Annotated in this window: 16 protein-coding genes, 1 tRNA gene and 1 pseudogene; 7 read left to right on the top strand and 11 right to left on the bottom strand. The window is 69.2% G+C overall.

Going from position 1 to position 17,220, the window contains the following annotated elements:
* The gene (locus AU196_RS00565; RefSeq protein ID WP_011561988.1) at window positions 1–684 is read left to right on the top strand and encodes an Rv1363c family protein; all 684 of its coding nucleotides are present in this window, start codon (window positions 1–3) and stop codon (window positions 682–684) included.
* Window positions 684–1,178 (top strand): Rv1363c family protein, encoded by a 495-nt coding sequence (locus tag AU196_RS00560; protein WP_059093143.1) that lies wholly within the window; start codon window positions 684–686, stop codon window positions 1,176–1,178. Before AU196_RS00565 ends, AU196_RS00560 begins: the two co-directional genes overlap by 1 nt.
* On the opposite strand, the gene AU196_RS00555 is transcribed toward AU196_RS00560, so the two are convergent.
* Both AU196_RS00555 and AU196_RS25400 read right to left on the bottom strand, forming a co-directional pair.
* The gene (locus AU196_RS00555; protein WP_059093142.1) at window positions 1,175–2,644 is read right to left on the bottom strand and encodes an alpha,alpha-trehalose-phosphate synthase (UDP-forming); all 1,470 of its coding nucleotides are present in this window, start codon (window positions 2,642–2,644) and stop codon (window positions 1,175–1,177) included. The two genes, AU196_RS00560 and AU196_RS00555, sit on opposite strands and share 4 nt — an antisense overlap.
* Window positions 2,645–2,809, bottom strand: coding sequence for a hypothetical protein (locus tag AU196_RS25400; protein ID WP_011561985.1), 165 nt, complete (start codon window positions 2,807–2,809; stop codon window positions 2,645–2,647).
* Between the two features lie 58 nt (window positions 2,810–2,867).
* Here AU196_RS25400 and AU196_RS00550 point away from each other — a divergent pair, with 58 nt between their 5' ends.
* Together AU196_RS00550 and AU196_RS00545 are read left to right on the top strand one after the other, a co-directional pair.
* Window positions 2,868–3,764, top strand: a complete 897-nt coding sequence (locus AU196_RS00550) for an enoyl-CoA hydratase (protein WP_011561984.1) — start codon at window positions 2,868–2,870, stop codon at window positions 3,762–3,764.
* A 61-nt stretch (window positions 3,765–3,825) separates the two neighbouring features.
* A complete protein-coding gene (locus AU196_RS00545; protein ID WP_059093141.1) occupies window positions 3,826–4,662 on the top strand; it encodes an SDR family oxidoreductase in 837 nt (278 codons plus the stop codon).
* Between the two features lie 107 nt (window positions 4,663–4,769).
* On the opposite strand, the gene AU196_RS00540 is transcribed toward AU196_RS00545, so the two are convergent.
* Genes AU196_RS00540 through AU196_RS00525 form a run of 4 tightly spaced genes read right to left on the bottom strand, consistent with a single transcriptional unit; the run spans window position 4,770 to window position 9,169 of the window.
* Window positions 4,770–5,264, bottom strand: coding sequence for a (2Fe-2S)-binding protein (locus AU196_RS00540; protein ID WP_059093140.1), 495 nt, complete (start codon window positions 5,262–5,264; stop codon window positions 4,770–4,772).
* The gene (locus tag AU196_RS00535) at window positions 5,257–6,147 is read right to left on the bottom strand and encodes an FAD binding domain-containing protein (RefSeq protein WP_059093139.1); all 891 of its coding nucleotides are present in this window, start codon (window positions 6,145–6,147) and stop codon (window positions 5,257–5,259) included. The genes AU196_RS00540 and AU196_RS00535 overlap by 8 nt, the downstream gene beginning before the upstream one ends.
* Window positions 6,144–6,839 (bottom strand): SRPBCC family protein, encoded by a 696-nt coding sequence (locus AU196_RS00530; protein ID WP_059093138.1) that lies wholly within the window; start codon window positions 6,837–6,839, stop codon window positions 6,144–6,146. Before AU196_RS00530 ends, AU196_RS00535 begins: the two co-directional genes overlap by 4 nt.
* Before the next feature lie 2 nt (window positions 6,840–6,841).
* Entirely contained in the window at window positions 6,842–9,169 is a 2,328-nt protein-coding gene (locus tag AU196_RS00525; RefSeq protein WP_059093137.1) for a xanthine dehydrogenase family protein molybdopterin-binding subunit, read from the bottom strand.
* A 266-nt stretch (window positions 9,170–9,435) separates the two neighbouring features.
* Here AU196_RS00525 and AU196_RS00520 point away from each other — a divergent pair, with 266 nt between their 5' ends.
* Window positions 9,436–10,716 carry a spinster family MFS transporter gene (locus AU196_RS00520; protein WP_231737237.1) on the top strand — a complete coding sequence of 427 codons (1,281 nt, stop codon included), beginning with the start codon at window positions 9,436–9,438 and terminating at the stop codon, window positions 10,714–10,716.
* A 9-nt stretch (window positions 10,717–10,725) separates the two neighbouring features.
* On the opposite strand, the pseudogene AU196_RS00515 reads toward AU196_RS00520, so the two are convergent.
* The 5 genes and pseudogenes from AU196_RS00515 to AU196_RS00495 all read right to left on the bottom strand — a co-directional run.
* A pseudogene (locus AU196_RS00515) lies at window positions 10,726–11,112 on the bottom strand (YkvA family protein); the annotation flags it as partial.
* A gap of 9 nt (window positions 11,113–11,121) precedes the next feature.
* The gene (locus AU196_RS00510) at window positions 11,122–12,801 is read right to left on the bottom strand and encodes an alpha-amylase family protein (protein WP_059093135.1); all 1,680 of its coding nucleotides are present in this window, start codon (window positions 12,799–12,801) and stop codon (window positions 11,122–11,124) included.
* Complete coding sequence (locus AU196_RS00505) at window positions 12,798–13,787, bottom strand: TIGR03885 family FMN-dependent LLM class oxidoreductase (RefSeq protein ID WP_059093134.1); 990 nt, start codon at window positions 13,785–13,787, stop codon at window positions 12,798–12,800. Before AU196_RS00505 ends, AU196_RS00510 begins: the two co-directional genes overlap by 4 nt.
* Window positions 13,788–14,114: 327 nt before the next feature.
* Window positions 14,115–14,189: transfer RNA gene (locus tag AU196_RS00500), tRNA-Thr, on the bottom strand.
* A gap of 22 nt (window positions 14,190–14,211) precedes the next feature.
* Window positions 14,212–14,952 (bottom strand): MlaD family protein, encoded by a 741-nt coding sequence (locus AU196_RS00495; RefSeq protein ID WP_059093133.1) that lies wholly within the window; start codon window positions 14,950–14,952, stop codon window positions 14,212–14,214.
* A gap of 95 nt (window positions 14,953–15,047) precedes the next feature.
* On the opposite strand from AU196_RS00495, the gene AU196_RS00490 reads away from it, so the two are divergent.
* Window positions 15,048–15,767 carry a response regulator transcription factor gene (locus AU196_RS00490; protein ID WP_059093132.1) on the top strand — a complete coding sequence of 240 codons (720 nt, stop codon included), beginning with the start codon at window positions 15,048–15,050 and terminating at the stop codon, window positions 15,765–15,767.
* A 4-nt stretch (window positions 15,768–15,771) separates the two neighbouring features.
* Window positions 15,772–17,220: a sensor histidine kinase gene (locus AU196_RS00485; protein WP_197415662.1), complete on the top strand. Its 1,449-nt coding sequence runs from the start codon at window positions 15,772–15,774 to the stop codon at window positions 17,218–17,220.

Here is a 17,220-nt window from a genome sequence, read left to right as displayed (position 1 = left end):
ATGACTGAACAATCGGCTTCGACCGCGAAGCCGGTGCGTCGACGTGCGTCGCGCGCGGCCGGCCCGGCGAGAGGCAGCGCCACCGAACCGGTCGGCCTCCGGGTGGAGGCACCGGCGACCGTCCGGGTGCGCAGCCCCCTCCCGGCCGCCCCGCCGCCACGCCGCCAACCGCACCGCAAGCTGGTCGCCGCGGTGGCGCTGGGAGTGCTGGCACTGGCGTTGGCCGCGGTGACCACGCTGGTCGGGGTGTGGTCGGCGCAGCAGCGCGACGCCGATGCGACGCAGGCTCGCGAGCAACGGTTCGTCGACACGGCGTCGCAGACTGTCGTCAACATGTTCAGCTACACCCAGGACACCGTCGACGAGAGCGTGAACCGGTTCGTCGACGGGACCAGTGGTCCGCTGCGCGACATGCTCAGCCAGGGGGAGAACGTCGACAACCTCAAGGCGCTGTTCCGGGAGACCGAGGCCAGTTCCGAGGCCGTCATCAACGGGGCCGCGCTGGAGAAGCTCGACCCCATCGCCGACAACGCGTCGGTGCTGGTCGCCGTGCGCGTGACCATCACCGACATCGACGGCAACAACCAGCCGTCGCAGCCGTACCGGTTGCGGGTGATCGTCCACGAGGACGACAACGGCCACATGACCGGGTACGACCTCAAATATCCCGACGGTGGTAACTGATGGGGAAGTGGCCGACCCGGCTGGCGGGTGTGGTGAGCGTGCTGTGCGCGGTGGTCTTCGTGGCGCTGGCCGCGGTGGGCGGCCTGCTGTTCTGGGAACGTGTCGAGACGCGCGGTGCTCAGGAGGCTCGCGCCGAACTGGCCCCGCTGGCCGCCGAGCAGATCCCGAAGGTGTTCGGATACGACTACCAGACCGTCGAGCGCAGCCTGACCGAGGCGTACACCATGTTGGCGCCGGAGTTCCGCCAGGAGTTCCGCGACCGCGCCACCAAGGACATCATCCCGCAGGCGCGCGAACGTCAGGTGGTCAGCCAGGCCAAAGTCGTCGGCGTCGGTGTGCTTGACGCGCAACGGGATTCGGCACAGGTCATGGTGTACCTGAACCGTACGGTCACCGAGAAGAACGGCAAGCCGATCTACGACGGCAGCCGGCTGCGGGTCGACTATGCCAAGGTCGACGGCAGGTGGATGATCGACTACATCACGCCGATCTAGTCTCGGACCGGTTTGGCGCCTGCGCGGGTGTCGGCGAGCGCGTCGAGGAACGCCCTGGCCCACCGGTCGACGTCGTGGGCGAGGACCTGCCTGCGCAGCGCGCGCATCCGTCGGCGGCCCTCTTCGGGGTCCTGGTTCAGCGCCGCCTCGATCGCATCCTTGACGCCTTCGAGGTGGTGCGGGTTGGCCAGGTACGCCTGACGGAGTTCGGCTGCGGCACCGGTGAATTCGCTGAGCACCAGCGCGCCCCCCAGATCGCTGCGGCAGGCCACGTACTCCTTGGCGACCAGGTTCATCCCGTCGCGCAGCGGGGTGACCAGCATGACGTCGGCGGCCACGAAGAACGCGATCAACTCGTCGCGGGGAATCGGCCGGTGCAGATAGTGCACGATCGGGTGGCCGACGTCGCCGAACTCGCCGTTGATGTGGCCGACCTGGCGTTCGATGTCCTCCCGCATCTCGATGTAGCTCTGGACGCGTTCCCGGCTGGGGGTGGCCAACTGCACCAGCACGGTGTCGTGTCTGTCGACGCGGCCGTCCTCGAGCAGTTCCGAGAGCGCCTCGAGGCGCACGTTGATGCCCTTGGTGTAGTCGAGCCTGTCCACCCCGAGCAGGATCTTGCGCGGGTTGCCCAGCTCGTTGCGGATCTCACGGGCGCGCTGGCGGACGGCGCGGTTGCGGGCCTTGCCGTCGAGTTCGTCGGAGTCGATCGAAATGGGGAATGCGCCGACCTTGACCGTGCGGAACCCGACCTGCACCTCGCCGAATCGCGACCGCACGCCCACCGTGGCGCGGGAGGTGTTGGCGCCGGTCAGGCGACGGGCCAGGTAGAGGAAGTTCTGGGCGCCGCCGGGCAGGTGGAAGCCGACGAGGTCGGCGCCGAGCAGGCCCTCGATGATCTCCGTGCGCCACGGCATCTGCATGAACAGCTCGACCGGCGGGAACGGGATGTGCAGGAAGAAGCCGATCGTCAGGTCGGGCCGCAGCATCCGCAGCATCTTCGGCACCAACTGAAGCTGGTAGTCCTGCACCCACACCGTGGCGCCCTCGGCCGCGGCGCGGGCGGTCGCCTCGGCGAAGCGGCGGTTGACCTCGACGTAGCGGTCCCACCACTTGCGGTGATAGATCGGCTTGACGATCAGATCGTGGTAGAGCGGCCACAGGGTGGCGTTGGAGAAGCCCTCGTAGTAGTCGGCGACGTCGTCGGCCGACAGGGAGACGGGGTAGAGCTGCAGACCGTCGTCCTCGATCGGGTCCTCCGGGCTGTCCGGGATGCCGGCCCAGCCGATCCACGCGCCGTGGCGTTTGCGCAGCAGCGGTTCGAGCGCGGTGACCAGACCGCCGGGACTCCGCTTGAAGGACGTGCTGCCGTCGGGCAGCCGTTCCATGTCGATCGGCAGCCGGTTGGCCACCACGACGAAGTCGGAGTCTCCGGAGCCGACGCCTGGGTCGCCCTCCGAAGCCACCTACGCCTCGAGCTTCGACGGTCCGATGCCGAGCATGGACAAGAAGACGCGACATTCGTCGGCGTCGACGGCGTATGCGGCGACGACTTTGCGGGCTTGGCGTGCGGTGCTGTCGGCCAGCGGCTCGACGTCGCCGATATCGGCTGGATCAGACTTTGCAGGCATGTTCCAACTCTAGGCGACCGGCGCGCGGGCCTGCGACACGCCCGCGTAGGGTGCTGCTGTGGCAGACGCCGAGCAGGTGACCTACGAGACCCTCGACGACGGGCGCATCGCGCGGATCTGGCTGAACCGGCCGCATACGCAGAACGCCCAGTCCCGGACGCTGCTGGTGCAGCTGGACGAGGCGTTCGGGCGCGCGGAGGCCGACGATCAGGTGCGGGTGGTGATCCTGGCCGCGCGCGGCAAGAACTTCTCCGCCGGCCACGACCTCGGATCCGAGGAGGCCATCGCCGAACGCGGCCCCGGTCCCGCACAGCATCCGACGTTCCGGATCAACGGTGCGACCAGGCCCGCCATCGCGGAGAAGATCTACCTGCAGGAGTGGCACTACTTCTTCGAGAACACCCGGCGGTGGCGCGATCTGCGCAAGATCACGATCGCCCAGGTGCAGGGCAATGCGATCTCGGCGGGGCTGATGCTGATCTGGGCGTGCGACCTCATCGTCGCCTCCGACGACGCGAAGTTCAGTGACGTGGTGGCGGTCCGGCTGGGCATGCCGGGTGTCGAGTACTACGCCCACCCGTGGGAGTTCGGCCCGCGCAAGGCCAAAGAGCTCCTGCTGACCGGAGATTCGATCGACGCCGACGAGGCGCACCGCCTGGGCATGGTGTCGAAGATCTTCCCGCGCGCCGAACTCGAGGACAAGACGGTCGAGTTCGCGCGCCGGATCGCCGCACTGCCGACGATGGCAGCACTGCTGGTCAAGGATTCGGTCAACGCCGCCGCCGACGCGATGGGGTTCACCGAGGCGCTGCGGCACGGCTTCCACATCCACGAACTCGGGCATGCGCACTGGGCGGCGCACAACGAGAATCGCGTGGCCGTCGGCATGCCGCCCGACGTGCCGGACTGGCGCGAGCTGGGCGCACCGAAGTTGGCCCGGCGCGACGAGCCGTGACGTATAACTAGAACGCGTTTCAGTTCGGGGCGCGTTCTGGTCTCACGACGAAGGGGTCGCGGTGCAGCTGTCCTTGGCGGATAGAACGTATGTGGTCACCGGCGGTGGCAGCGGTATCGGCAAGGGAGTCGCCGCGGCGATCCTCGCCGCCGGCGGCGACGTGATGCTCGCCGGCCGCAACGCCGACCGGCTCGCCGCCACGGTCGACGAGCTGTCCGCCGCGGGCGGTGAGGGGGCCGGCGAGGTCCGCTACGAGCCCACCGACGTAACCGACGAGGACGAGGCGGCCCGGCTGGTCGAGGCCGCCACGGCATGGCACGGGCGGTTGCACGGCGTGGTGCACAGCGCGGGCGGATCGGAGACCATCGGCCCGATCACCCAGATCGACTCCGACGCCTGGCGGCGCACGGTGGATCTCAACGTCAACGGCACGATGTACGTGCTCAAGCACGCCGCCCGGGAACTGGTGCGTGGCGGCGGGGGATCGTTCGTCGGGATCTCGTCGATCGCCTCGAGCAACGTGCACCGCTGGTTCGGTGCGTACGGGCCGAGCAAGGCCGCGCTCGACCACATCATGAAGCTGGCCGCCGACGAGCTCGGCCCGTCGTGGGTCCGGGTCAACGGTATCCGCCCGGGCCTGATCCAGACCGACCTCGTCGGGCCCATCCTGGAGTCGCCGGAGGTGTCGGCGGACTACCGCGCGTGCACCCCGCTGCCGCGGTTCGGCGAGGTCGCCGACATCGCGAATTTGTCGGTGTTCCTGCTCAGCGACGCCTCGTCGTGGATCACCGGGCAGGTCATCAACGTCGACGGCGGACACAACCTGCGGCGCGGTCCGGACATGTCCGGGATGCTCGAGCCGCTCTTCGGGGCAGACGGGCTACGCGGGGTGGTCTGAGCGCCGCAAGCCCGTCGTGAGTGTGTATTGACGGCGGCGAGTGTGAACACAGGGCGGCGAAATCGACTGAATTTCGCCGTGAGTTCACACTCGGTCCCTCGGCACGCTCAGGACGTGACGATCTCTCCGTTGCGCGTCTTCTCGGCCGCGAGGCGCACGGCGTTGACGATGCCCTGGTATCCGGTGCACCGGCAGAAGTTGCCCGAGAGCCCTTCGCGGATCTCCTCGTCGCTCGGGTCGGGGTTGTCCGCCAGCAGTGCGGTGATCGACGTGACGAAACCCGGTGTGCAGAAACCGCATTGCAGCCCGTGGCACTCCTTCAGCGCGGACTGCACGGGGGAGAGCCGACCGTCGGGCACGGCGATGCCTTCGACGGTGGTGACCTCCTGACCGTCGGCCTGTACGGCGAACACCAGGCAGGAGCGGACCGCCTGCCCGTCGAGCAGCACCGTGCACGCGCCGCACGCCCCGTGCTCGCAGCCGAGGTGGGTCCCGGTGAGCCCGCAGTTCTCGCGCAGGAAGTCGGCCAACGTGATGCGAGGCTCGACCACTCCGCGACGGGTGCGCCCGTTGACCGTCACCTCGACCGGCAGCTCATGCATGGATCATCTCCTCCGAAGTCACCTGTGCGGCGGCCGACGTCAGCGCACGCGAGACCATCGCGGCACCGACCCGGCGCCGATAGCTCGCCGAACCCTGCAGATCGGCGGGCACGTCCGAGAGTGCGGCCAGCGTGAGCCCGCCGACCTCGTCGGCGTCGATGTCGGACAGCCGCGCCCCGACGAGAGCCTGCTCGCCGTCGGTGCCGCGCAGCGGCGTCGACCCCAGGCCCAGCAACCCGATACCGCACTGTGTCACCCGGTCGTCACCGTCGACCTCCAGGGCGACCGCCGCGCCGGCGATCGCGAAATCGCCGTGTCTGCGCGCGAATTCCTCGACAGCGAAGCCGCACCGGCCGGTCCACACCGGGAACCGCACCGCGGTCAGGATCTCGTCGGCCGCGAGCGAGGTCTCCCACAGCCCGGTGAAGAGGTCCGCGGCGGCGACGTCGCGGCGGCCGCGACCCGACACCGCCTCGACCTGCGCGTCGAGCGCCAGCGCGACGGCGGCGTACTCGGCGGCGGGATCGGCGTGCGCGATCGCGCCGCCGAGGGTGCCGCGGGTGCGAATCTGGAAGTGCCCGATGTGCGGGGTGGCCAGCGTGAGCAGCGGCACCGAATCGGCCACCTCGTCGTCCAGTCCGACCAACGCGTGCGGTGTCGCCGCGCGCACGACGATCTGCCCGTCGACGAGGTCGATGCCCGTCAACTCGCCGATCCGCGAGATGTCGATCAGGTGCTCGAAGTGCGTCAGCCGCATGGCCAGCATCGGCACCAGGCTCTGTCCGCCGGCGAGAATCTTGGCGTCCTCGCCGAACTCGGCGAGCATCTGCACCGCCTCGGCGACCGTGTCCGGGCGGTGGTAGGCGAACGGTGCGGCTTTCATGACGACAGCAGGCGAACGAGTGCGGCCTGCAGGTCCTCGGCCAGCACCGCGGCAGGGTTCGCGCGATGGCGGCGCCGGCCGATCAGGAAGCCCACCGCGGCGCCGGCCGCCACGCCGGCGACCACCGGGGCGAAGCGTTTGGCCATCGGCACCGCCACCACTTTGAGCAGGTCGACCGAGTCGCCGGCGGCAGGCTGCGCGGCGGCGGTGGCCGCCTCGGCCGTGGGCGCCGTCGTCGCCTTCGGCGCGTCGCCGAGCACGTCGGCCTCGAGGGCCTTGGCGAACTGGCCGATGAGGTTGGTGGCGACGTCGGCGAGCACGCCGCGGCCGAACTGGGCGGCCTTGCCGGAGATGGTGAGGTCGGTGTTGATCACGACCTGCGTCGCGTCGCCCTCGTCCTTGAGTTGTGCGGTGACGACGGCGGCGGCGTTGCCGTTACCCCGTGTCTCCTTGCCCGAGGCCTTGAGCACGACCCGCTGGGCGGCGGCGTCCTTCTCCTGGAACGCGGCAACCCCCTTGTAGGACACCGTGATCGGGCCGACCTTCACCTTGACCGCGCCGGTGAACTCGTCGCCGTCGACCGACAGCAGGGTCGCGCCGGGCAGGCAGGGCGCCACGCGCTCGACGTCGGTGAGCACCTCCCAGGTCTTGGCGGCAGGCACCGCCACCCGGAATTCGTTGTTCAGTTCCACGGCTAGTGGTCCTCTCGGTTCGCTTGTTCGAGCAGTTCGACGATGGTCGCGGGGGTGGCGGGCAACTGGGTGACGGTGACCCCGAGCGGGGCGAGCGCATCGTTGATCGCGTTGATCACGGCCGGTGTCGAGCCGATCGCGCCACCCTCGCCCGCGCCCTTGTAACCGCCGACGCCCGGGCCGGGGATCTCCACGTGGCCGAACTCGATCGGCGGCACCTCGGTCGCCGTCGGCAGCAGGTAGTCGACGAACGTCGACGACAACGGGTTGCCGTCGGCGTCGTAGACCAGGCTCTCCAGCAGCGCACCGCCGATGCCCTGCACCGTGCCGCCGGCCACCTGCCCCTCGACGATGTTCGGGTTGATCATCGGGCCGACGTCCTCGCTGACGATGTAGCGGGTCAGCGTCACATGGCCGGTCTCCACGTCCACCTCGCAGGTGCAGGCGTGGGTGGCGTTGGCCCAGTGGATCATCGCCATCGAGGTGAAGCGCGCGGTCGCCTCCAGCGTCGCTGTTCCGCCCGGCGGGAGGTGCTCGGGCTGGTAGTGCGCGCGGTAGGCGATGTCGGCGAACGTGACGCTCTTGTCGGGGTGGTCGCGCACATACGCCTTCGATCCGCCCAACTGGATGTCAGCCGTCTCGACGCCCAGGAAGTGGGCGGCCATCGCAACGATCTGCTTGCGCAGGATGGAGCCGGCCTCGTTCACCGCGCCCGCGGTCATCGGAGCGCTCCGGCTGCCCTGTGTGCCGGCGCCGTAGGGCGTGACGGCGGTGTCGCCTTGGATGGTCGACACGTCGTCGATGTCGGCGCCCAGCGCATCGGCGGTGAGCTGAACGACGGTGGTCTCCAGACTGTTTCCCGTCGACCCGCCGTTGACGTAGACGTTGATCTTGCCCGTCGGCTCCATCCGGATCGTGCAGCCCTCGGTGCCGAGGTGGCCGGTGGCCGCACCCGTGGGTTCGATGTAGGTGGAGAAACCGAGCCCGATGTAGCGGCCCTCGGCGAGGGCCTCGGCCTGTTCCTTGCGGAAACCTTCGTGGTCGAGGATCTTGACGGCCTGCTCGAACGTGTCCGCGGGGGCGACATGGTCGTACGGCATGCCGTTCGGGTTGAAGTACGGCATCTCGTCGCCGCGCAGGATGTTCTTGCGGCGCAACTCGACCGGGTCGATGTCGAGTTTGCGCGCGGCGATGTCGAACATGATCTCGCGCGCGAGTGTCTCGTACTGCCAGGGGCCGCGGTAGGCGTGCAGGCCCGCGGTGTTGGAGAACACCGTCTTGTAGTTGAAGCTGGCCTTCGGAACCCGGTACGGGCCGGGGAAGAACATGCCGATCGCCGCGGTGGTGAGCACCGGGTACGGCGTCGGATACGCGCCGACGTCCTGGGAGAAGTCGATGTCGACGGCGAGGATGGTGCCGTCGTCGTCGAAGGCCATCCGCGCGGTGCCGTCGACGTGGCGGGCCTGCCCTGCCGACATGAGGTTCTCGCGCCGGTCCTCGATCCACTTCAGCGCACTGGGCACCTTACGCGCGGCCAGCATGATGACCATGTCCTCACGCATCGGTACGACCTTCTGCCCGAACCCGCCGCCGGTGTCGCGCATGATCACCCGGACCTTCTGGGCCGGGATGCCGAGCAGGCGGGCGGTGAACGCGCGGAGTTCGTGGGGTGTCTGGGTGGATGCCCACAGGGTCAGATCGCCTGTGGTGGCCTCCCATTCGACCACCAGGCCGCGGGTCTCGATCGGAACGGGCACGTACATCTGCTGGTAGATGTTCTCGCTCACCACGCACGCCGCGGAGGAGAACGTCTCCTCGTCCGGTGGCGCACCGCCCATCCCGCCGGCGACATTGTCCGGGTACTGCTCGTGGACGACCGTCTCGGCGTTCACCGCGGTGCGGAAGTCGGCCACCGCGGGCAGCGGTTCGTAGTTCACCTCGACGGCGTCGACCGCGTCCTCGGCGACATACCGGGATTCGGCGACGACGAGCGCGACGGGATCGCCGACGAACTTCACCTCGCCTTCGGCCAGGGGCGGGCGCGGGGTGTCGGGGACGTCCTTACCGGCGACGGCGTGCCAGGCCTCGACAGCGTCGCCGTTGAGGTCCTCGGCGGTGTAGACCGCGTACACCCCGGGCATGGCCAGGGCGGCGGAGGCGTCGATCCCGTGGATCCTGGCCCGGGCGAAGGGGCTGCGGACGAAGCAGGCGTGCAGCATTCCGGGGCGCTGGATGTCGTCGACGAAGGTGCCGCGGCCGGTCAGCAGCCGGTTGTCCTCGACCCTTGCGACCCGGGTGCCCGAGTAGCGGGTGGCGACGGTGTCGGTCATCGGTGATCGCTCCATTCCGTCGGATTGCTTCTGCGCGTAAGCGGTGGACGCGGGAGGAAGCAAGAGTGTGGTTATCGTAAGTGATAAGACATCTGCCCAAAAGGGAGAGTGTCATTTCCGCTGGTAGAGGCGGGCAGGTGGGGGGAAACTCACTGCTCAGCGTGCCAGCCCGGCGGCGTCCGCGCATCCGAATGACGAACAACGCCCGTCCCCGGGCGCGCGGATTCGCCTGACAGCCACACCGGCATCTGTCAGGCTTCGGCATCGTGGCGCTGACGACGCAGGGCACATCCCCGATCGAGGCGCAGGCGCACGGGCCGCGGCGGGCCTGGGCGGCCGTCGCGCTGTTGGCGGTCGTCGGCACGCTCAACTACGCCGACCGCTTCCTGCCCGCCGTCCTCGCCGAGCCGATCAAGAACGACCTGGCGTTGTCGGACACGGCGATCGGAGTGATCAACGGCTTCGGCTTCCTCATCGTCTACGCCGTGCTCGGCATCTTCATCGCCCGCTTCGCGGACCGCGGCGCGTTCGGGTTGGTCGTCTCGGTGTGTCTGGGGCTGTGGGGTGTGATGACCATGGTCGGCGGGGCCGCGCAATCCGGGGTCCAGCTGGCGCTGACCCGGGTCGGGGTGGCGGTCGGAGAGGCGGGCAGCACTCCCGCCGCCCACGCGTACGTGGCCCGCAATTTCGCACCGGAACGGCGAGCCGCCCCGCTGGCGGTCATCACACTGTCGATCCCGCTGGCCAGTGCGGCGAGCCTGATCGGCGGCGGGCTGTTGGCCCAGTCCTTCGGCTGGCGCACCGCTTTCGTGGTGATGGGCGCCATCAGCGTGGCGTTCGCACCTCTGGTGCTGGTGGTGCTCGGACGCCGCCAGGCCATGCCCGCCCTCGACCGCGGGCCTCGAACCCGCACGGCCAAACCGTGGGACCTGCTGCGCGAACCGAGCTACGTGCTCATCGTCGCGGGTGCGGCGTGTATCTCTGTCGCGGGGTATGCGCTGACCACATTCGCCCCGGCCTTCCTGATCCGCAGCCATGGGATGTCGATCGGTGAGGTGGGCCTGCGGTACGGGATCGCCAGCGGTGTGGCCGGCATCGTCGGCCTCCTCGTGGTGGGTCGGGTGGCCGACCGGCTGGCCACCCGTGACCCCCGGTGGCTGCTCTGGTTGGTGGCAGCGATGACGGCGGTGCTGCTGCCGTGCTCGGTGGCGGCGTTCCTCGTGGGCAGTCCCACACTGTGCGTGGTCTTCATCGCGCTGAGCTACGTCATCGGCACGGCGTACATGGCGCCGTCGATCGCGGCGATCCAGCGTCTGGTCGTCCCGGAGCAGCGGGCCACCGCATCGGCGGTGTTCCTCTTCTTCGGCGCGGTGGTCGGATCGGCCGGACCGTTCCTCGCCGGCCTCGTCAGCGATGCGCTGACCGCGCAGCTCGGCAGCGCCGCGCTGGGCCGCGCCCTACTGGTCGTGGTCCCCGTGGCGCAGGTGGCGGCCGTCGTCTGCTATCTCGTCGCCAGTCGGCGCTTCCTGGCCCGGATCACGGTGTGAGGCGGTCAATCCGGTGATCCGGCACAACGCCTGGAACCCGTCGTCGCTTCCGGGCCAGTGGCGCCGCACCGACTCCAGCCCTGCCCGGCGCACCACGCTGCGCAGCACCGCGACGACCACGATCGCGTCGTCGGCGTAGCCCAGCACCGGAACGAAGTCGGGGATCAGGTCGAAGGGCAGCGCGAGGTAGGCGAGCAGCAGCATCAGGCGCACCCGGACCCCGGCGGGCAGCGATGTGTCGGCGGCCAGCCTGCGGATGAGCCGCAGGACGTCGGGCAGGATCCGCAGTGCCTCGCGCAGCAGGCCGCCCCGGGGCCGCACGGCGATCAGCACGGCGATGAGCACGAGCCAGGTCACCACGAGACCGACACCGATGCCGATCGCGATCTCCCACACGGTCGGTCCTCAGATGATGGGGTCGTCGCCCGGTCTGAGCAGCCGCAACCAGCGGTAGCCGTAGCCGTCGAGGCCGACGTCGAGCCTGCCCTTCGCGTCCATCTCATGGACGGACAAGCCGTCCAGCAGGTCGACGAGCGTGGATCCCTCCGGCGCGTCGGCGATCTGGATCGGCACCATGCAGCGGTCGGCGCCGAAGTTGTGCAACGCCACCATGGTCCACCCGCTCTTCTCCCGGCAGCAGTGCGCGAGCACCGCGGGGTTGGGTTGATCGAGCACCTCGGCCGTCGACCAGCCGATCTCGGGTTGCTGGCGGTAGGTGTAGATCAGGTCGCGGATGAACCACCAGAACGACTGGTGGTCGTGGCGCTGGTCGGCGACGTTGACCTGTTCCGGCCCGTACAGGCCGTCGGTGACGGGCCGTGGGAGCCGCCTCGGGGCGGCCCTGGAGAAGCCGCCGTTGGCGTCGCGGGTCCATTGCATGGGCACCCGCACCGCGAAACGCCCTGGGACGTCGAGGTTCTCGGCCATGCCGATCTCCTCGCCGTAGAACAGCACCGGGGTCCCGGGCAGCGAGAACGCCAGCGAGTAGACCATGCGCATCCGCCGCTCGTCGCCACCGAGCATCGACGGCAATCGCCGTCGCAGTCCGCGGCCGTAGAGCTGCATGTCCGGCTCGGGACCGAACGCGTCGAAGACCTCCTGACGTTCGGACTCGCCGAGTTTGTCGAGTGTGAGCTCGTCGTGATTGCGCACGAAGTTCGCCCACTGGCTGGTCTCGTCGAGCGGCGGGCGTTCGCGCAGCGCCGCGGCGATCGGTCCGGCGTCACCGCGCGCCATCGACAGGTACAGGTTCTGCATGCCGATGAAGTCGAACTGCATGTTGAGCCCGTCGCCGTCGGGGCCGCCGAAGAACGACTTCTGGTCGTCGTAGGGCACGTTGACCTCCCCGAGCAGCACCGCATCGCCCACCCGTCGGGTGACGAAGTTCCGGACGTCACCGAGGTACTCGTAGGGGTCGAACGCGCCGGGGTCTCCCGGCGCACCGTCGCGGGCGAACAGGAACGGGACCGCGTCGACCCGGAAGCCCGAGACCCCCAGCTGCAGCCAGAAACCCAACGTACGTGAGATTTCTTCCTGCACTTGTGGATTCGCGATGTTGAGGTCGGGCTGGTGTTTGTAGAAGTGGTGCAGGTACCACTCGCCCGTCTTGGGATCCTTCTCCCAGAGGCTGTCCTCCTGGTCGGGGAAGACGACGTCGGACGGGCTCGACGGCGGCTCGGTCTCACTCCACACGTAGTAGTCGCGGTACGGATCGTCCTTGCTGCGCCGGGCGGACTTGAACCACGGGTGTGCGTCGGAGGTGTGGTTCATGACGAAGTCGACGATCACCCGGATGCCCTTCGAACGAGCGGTCCGCACCAGCTCGACGAAGTCGCCGAGGTTGCCGAGGCGCTGATCGACACCGAAGAAATCGGTGATGTCGTAGCCGTCGTCCTTGCGGGCGGTGGGATAGAACGGCATCAGCCACAGACAGGTGACGCCGAGGTCGAAGAGATACTCGATGCGCTCGGTCATGCCCCGGATGTCGCCGGTGCCGTCGCCGTTCCAGTCGTAGAACGTCTCGATGTCCGCGCAGTAGAAGACGGCGTTCTTCCACCAGAGGTCACCGGTCTCGATCTTCCTCATGCGATCGCCGCGCTCGGCGCCGGCGCCGTCGGCGCGAGCTGCGGCAGCACGTGCTCGCCGAAGGCGTCGATGAAACCCGCCTGCTCTTTGCCGACGAAGTGCAGGTAGAGCTCCTTCCACCCCTGCTCGACGTACTCGGCGAGCCATTCGGCGTGGCGGCCCAGGTCCGCCGAGACCCGCACCGCGCCGCCTACCTTCTCGGTGGAGACCGCGCCGCCGATGATGTCGAACGCCTCGACCGTCTCGGTGTCCCACGACACCGGCGGGTCGAACACGTTGTTGCGCCACTGGTCGTGGGCGATCGCCATGGCTTCGTCGTCGGTGCCCGCCCAGCTCAGGTGGATCTGCAGCCGGGCCGGTCCCCGCCCGCCGGCCTCGCGATACGCGTCGAGCACCGCTTTGAGCTTGTCCGGCGGCTGATTGACGGTGATCAGGCCGTCCGCCCAGGCGGCGTGGCGGGCCGCTGTCTGCGGCGTCACGGCGGGCCCCACGAGGTCGGGCACCACCTCGGGCAGCGTCCACAGCCGGGCCCGGTTGACCTCGACCAAGCCCTCGTGGCTCACCTCCTCACCGCGCAGCAGGCGCCGGATGACGTCGACACATTCGACGAGGCGCGCGTCGCGGACCTCCTTGCGGGGCCACGCCTGGCCGGTGATCCGCTCGTTGGACGCCTCGCCCGAGCCCAGCGCGGCCCAGAACCGGCCGGGGAACATCTGAGCCAGCGTGGCGATGGCCTGCGCGATGATCGCCGGGTGATAGCGCTGTCCGGGGGCGTTGACGACCCCGAACGGCAGGCCGGTGGTCGCGAGAGCCGAGCCGAGGAAGGCCCAGGCGAAACCGGACTCCCCCTGCCGCTCGCTCCACGGGCTGAAATGGTCGGAGGACATGCCGGCGGTGAAGCCGGCCTGCTCGGCGTGCTGGACGTCCTTGAGGAGCTGGGCGGGGTCGATCTGCTCGTGTGAGCAGTGGAAGCCGATGACGGTCATCGCCCTGGCATACCCCGGAACGCGGTGACGCCAACGTCAGTCGTCAGTCGCCGCTGCCCTCGTCGTCACCCATCCGGCGGTGCCGATTCCCACAACGGCGGACCAGCGGCGAAACTCCGTGGGCATACTCGCGACTCCTAACCGGTGAAACGTTCCTCCAGACGCATGAACGGCAAGGCGGAGAAGGACTCGCAGGGAGCGCACAGACCGGGCCCCAACCGTGGGTAGCCACATCCATGGCAATCGTCGATGGCCACCGTTGAATCTCCGCTGAGCACGAGCGGCAGATTACCCAGACCGGCGTGAATCCAACCCGGGTTTGCGGCGTGGAGCCCCCTGTCAGGATTGAACTGACGACCTTTCGCTTACAAGGCGAGTGCTCTACCACTGAGCTAAGGAGGCGGGTGACGCAGAGTTTATCCGGTCACTCCTCCACGTCGATCACCCGTTGGGAGCGCACCGCGGTGGTGGGCGTCGTCGGGGTCCGCCGGCCGAGCCTGCGACCGGGCAGCGGGATCCGGTCGGCGATGTTGCTCAGCGGGTTCACCACCTGACTCAACGCGATCACGGCCTCACGCAGCGCTTCGACCGTCGGCGCCAGCGCTTCGAGGCCCGGCGTCAACCGGTTCAGGGTGTCGGCCACGTCGGCGAGCTGTTCGAGCGGTCCGTTGCGGGCGGTCAGCTTGTCGACCAGCCCACCCTCGGCCAGCAGCCGGTCGGCGATACCGTCCTCGGCCAGCAGCCGTTCGACCAAACCGTCCTCGTCGAGCAACTGGTCGACCAGGCCGCCCGGTTCGATGGCGCGCATCAGCCCGCCGTCGTCCTGCGTCAACCGGTCCAGCACGCCGCCCGGCGCGGTGAGACGGTCGACGACCCCACCCGGTTTGAGCAGGCGGTCGATGGGTCCGTCCGGGGCCAGGGCGCGCCCGAGGGGCTGGTCCTCGTCCATCAGCCTGGCCAGGCGGTTCGCTCGTTCCACCGCGTCGTTGATGCCGAGCAGACCGGCGAAGGCACCCGGGTTGGCGGTGACCCCCGGATCCTCCCCGAGCGTGGCCTTGGCCACGCCGATCGCCGAGGTGGCGATTCCCAGACTGGTCTCCGCGGCGGCGAGCCCGATGCGCGCCGGTGCGGTCGCGAGCTGCATCAGGTTCTTGCCGAAGTCCATGCCGCCAGTCTATGGACTGTGCAAGCCCGAACTCACAGAGATCTCACAGCCAACCCGCAGCATTACTCCAAGCCGTGGGGCGGACATTGAAGTCCATGGCCGTGGCTGCACTTCCCGACACCACCCCCGAGGCGCGGGTTCTCGTCGTCGACGACGAGGCCAACATCGTCGAACTGCTGTCGGTCAGCCTGAAGTTCCAGGGTTTCGAGGTGCACACCGCCTCCGACGGGGCCTCCGCGCTCGACAAGGCCCGCGACGTGCGTCCCGACGCGGTGATCCTCGATGTGATGATGCCCGGCATGGATGGGTTCGGCCTGCTCCGCCGCCTGCGGGCCGACGGTATCGACGCTCCGGCCCTGTTCCTGACCGCGCGCGATTCGCTGCAGGACAAGGTCGCGGGGCTGACCCTGGGCGGCGACGACTACGTCACCAAACCGTTCAGCCTCGAAGAGGTCGTCGCACGGCTGCGGGTGATCCTGCGGCGCACCGGCCGCGGGACCGATGAACCGAAGACCTCGCGGCTGAGCTTCGCCGACATCGAACTCGACGAGGACACCCACGAGGTGTGGAAGGCCGGCGAACCGGTGTCGCTGTCGCCGACCGAGTTCACCCTGCTGCGGTACTTCGTCATCAACGCAGGCACCGTGTTGTCGAAGCCCAAGATCCTCGATCACGTGTGGCGCTACGACTTCGGTGGCGACGTCAACGTCGTCGAGTCCTACGTGTCGTATCTGCGTCGCAAGATCGACACCGGTGACCGGCGGTTGTTGCACACGCTGCGCGGGGTGGGGTACGTCCTGCGCGAGCCGCGATGAGCGCTTGCGCGAAGAGCCGAAAGCCCAGGTAGTGCGCGGGGGTGTGCCACTGTGGCTCGGCCTGGTGGCCGCGACGCTGGTGCTCGTGGCGTTGGGGCTGCTCGCCTCCGGTATCGCGGTGACGTCGATCATGCGGCACAGCCTGGAGAGCCGGGTGGACCAGACCCTGCTCGACGCCTCGCGCAGTTGGGCCCAAGCGCCGCGACAGCTGCCCGCGCGGCCGCTGGCAGGACCCAACCCGGCCCGGCCGCCGTCGAACTTCTATGTGCGCGGCACCGGGCCCGACGGACGGATGTGGACAGCGGTCAACGACCGCGAGGCCGAACCGGTCCTGCCGGCCTCCAACGACGTCGGCCCTGTCCCGGTCACCGTCGGGTCGGTGAACCACTCCGACGTTCAGTGGCGCGCGATGACCGTCCGCGGCCGCGGCGGTGCGCTGACCACGGTGGCGATCGACCTGTCGGAAGTGCAGTCGACGGTGCGCGCCCTGGTGTGGTCGCAGGTGGGTATCGGCGCGGCGGTGCTGCTGGTGCTCGGAGTCGCGGGTTATGCGGTGGTGCACCGCAGCCTGCGTCCGCTCGCGGAGGTCGAGGAGACGGCGGCGGCGATCGCGGCGGGTCAACTCGACCGTCGGGTGCCCCAGCGGGATCCGCGCACGGAGGTGGGGCGACTGTCGTTGGCGCTCAACGGAATGCTGGCCCAGATCCAGCGGGCCGTCGCGTCATCGGAGTCGTCGGCGGACGCCGCACGCACCTCGGAGGAGCGGATGCGCCGATTCATCACCGACGCCAGCCACGAGTTGCGCACGCCGCTGACCACGATCCGCGGGTTCGCCGAGCTGTACCGCCAGGGCGCCGCCCGCGACGTCGAGATGCTGATGAACCGCATCGAGAGCGAATCGCGCCGGATGGGCCTGCTGGTCGAGGATCTGCTGCTGCTGGCGCGTCTCGACGCGCAGCGACCGCTCGAGCGGCATCGGGTGGACCTGCTCACGCTGGCCACCGACGCGGTCCACGATGCACAGTCCATCGCGCCCGAGCGCACGATCACGCTGCAGGTGCTCGACGGCCCGGGGACGCCAGAGGTTCTCGGTGACGAAGCGCGATTGCGGCAGGTGCTGGGCAATCTCGTCGCCAATGCGTTGCAGCACACCCCGAAGCACGCCGGCATCACGGTGCGGGTGGGCACGGACGAACACAGCGCCGTCCTGGAGGTCTGCGACGAGGGGCCCGGTATGACGGAGGAGGATGCGCGCCGGGTGTTCGAGCGCTTCTATCGCACCGACTCGTCCCGGGCCAGGGAGAGCGGCGGGACCGGGCTCGGGCTGTCGATCGTGGATTCGCTGGTGCTGGCCCACGGCGGGACGGTGCGTGTGACGACGGCGCCCGGGCGGGGCTGCCGCTTCACGGTCAACCTGCCGCGCTTCAGCGACGTTCCGGTCGAAACCGCCTGA

The sequence above is a fragment of the Mycobacterium sp. IS-1742 genome (assembly GCF_001500125.1).
In the GTDB taxonomy this organism is placed as follows: Bacteria; Actinomycetota; Actinomycetes; order Mycobacteriales; family Mycobacteriaceae; genus Mycobacterium.
This window is presented reverse-complemented; position numbering and strand designations above follow the sequence as displayed.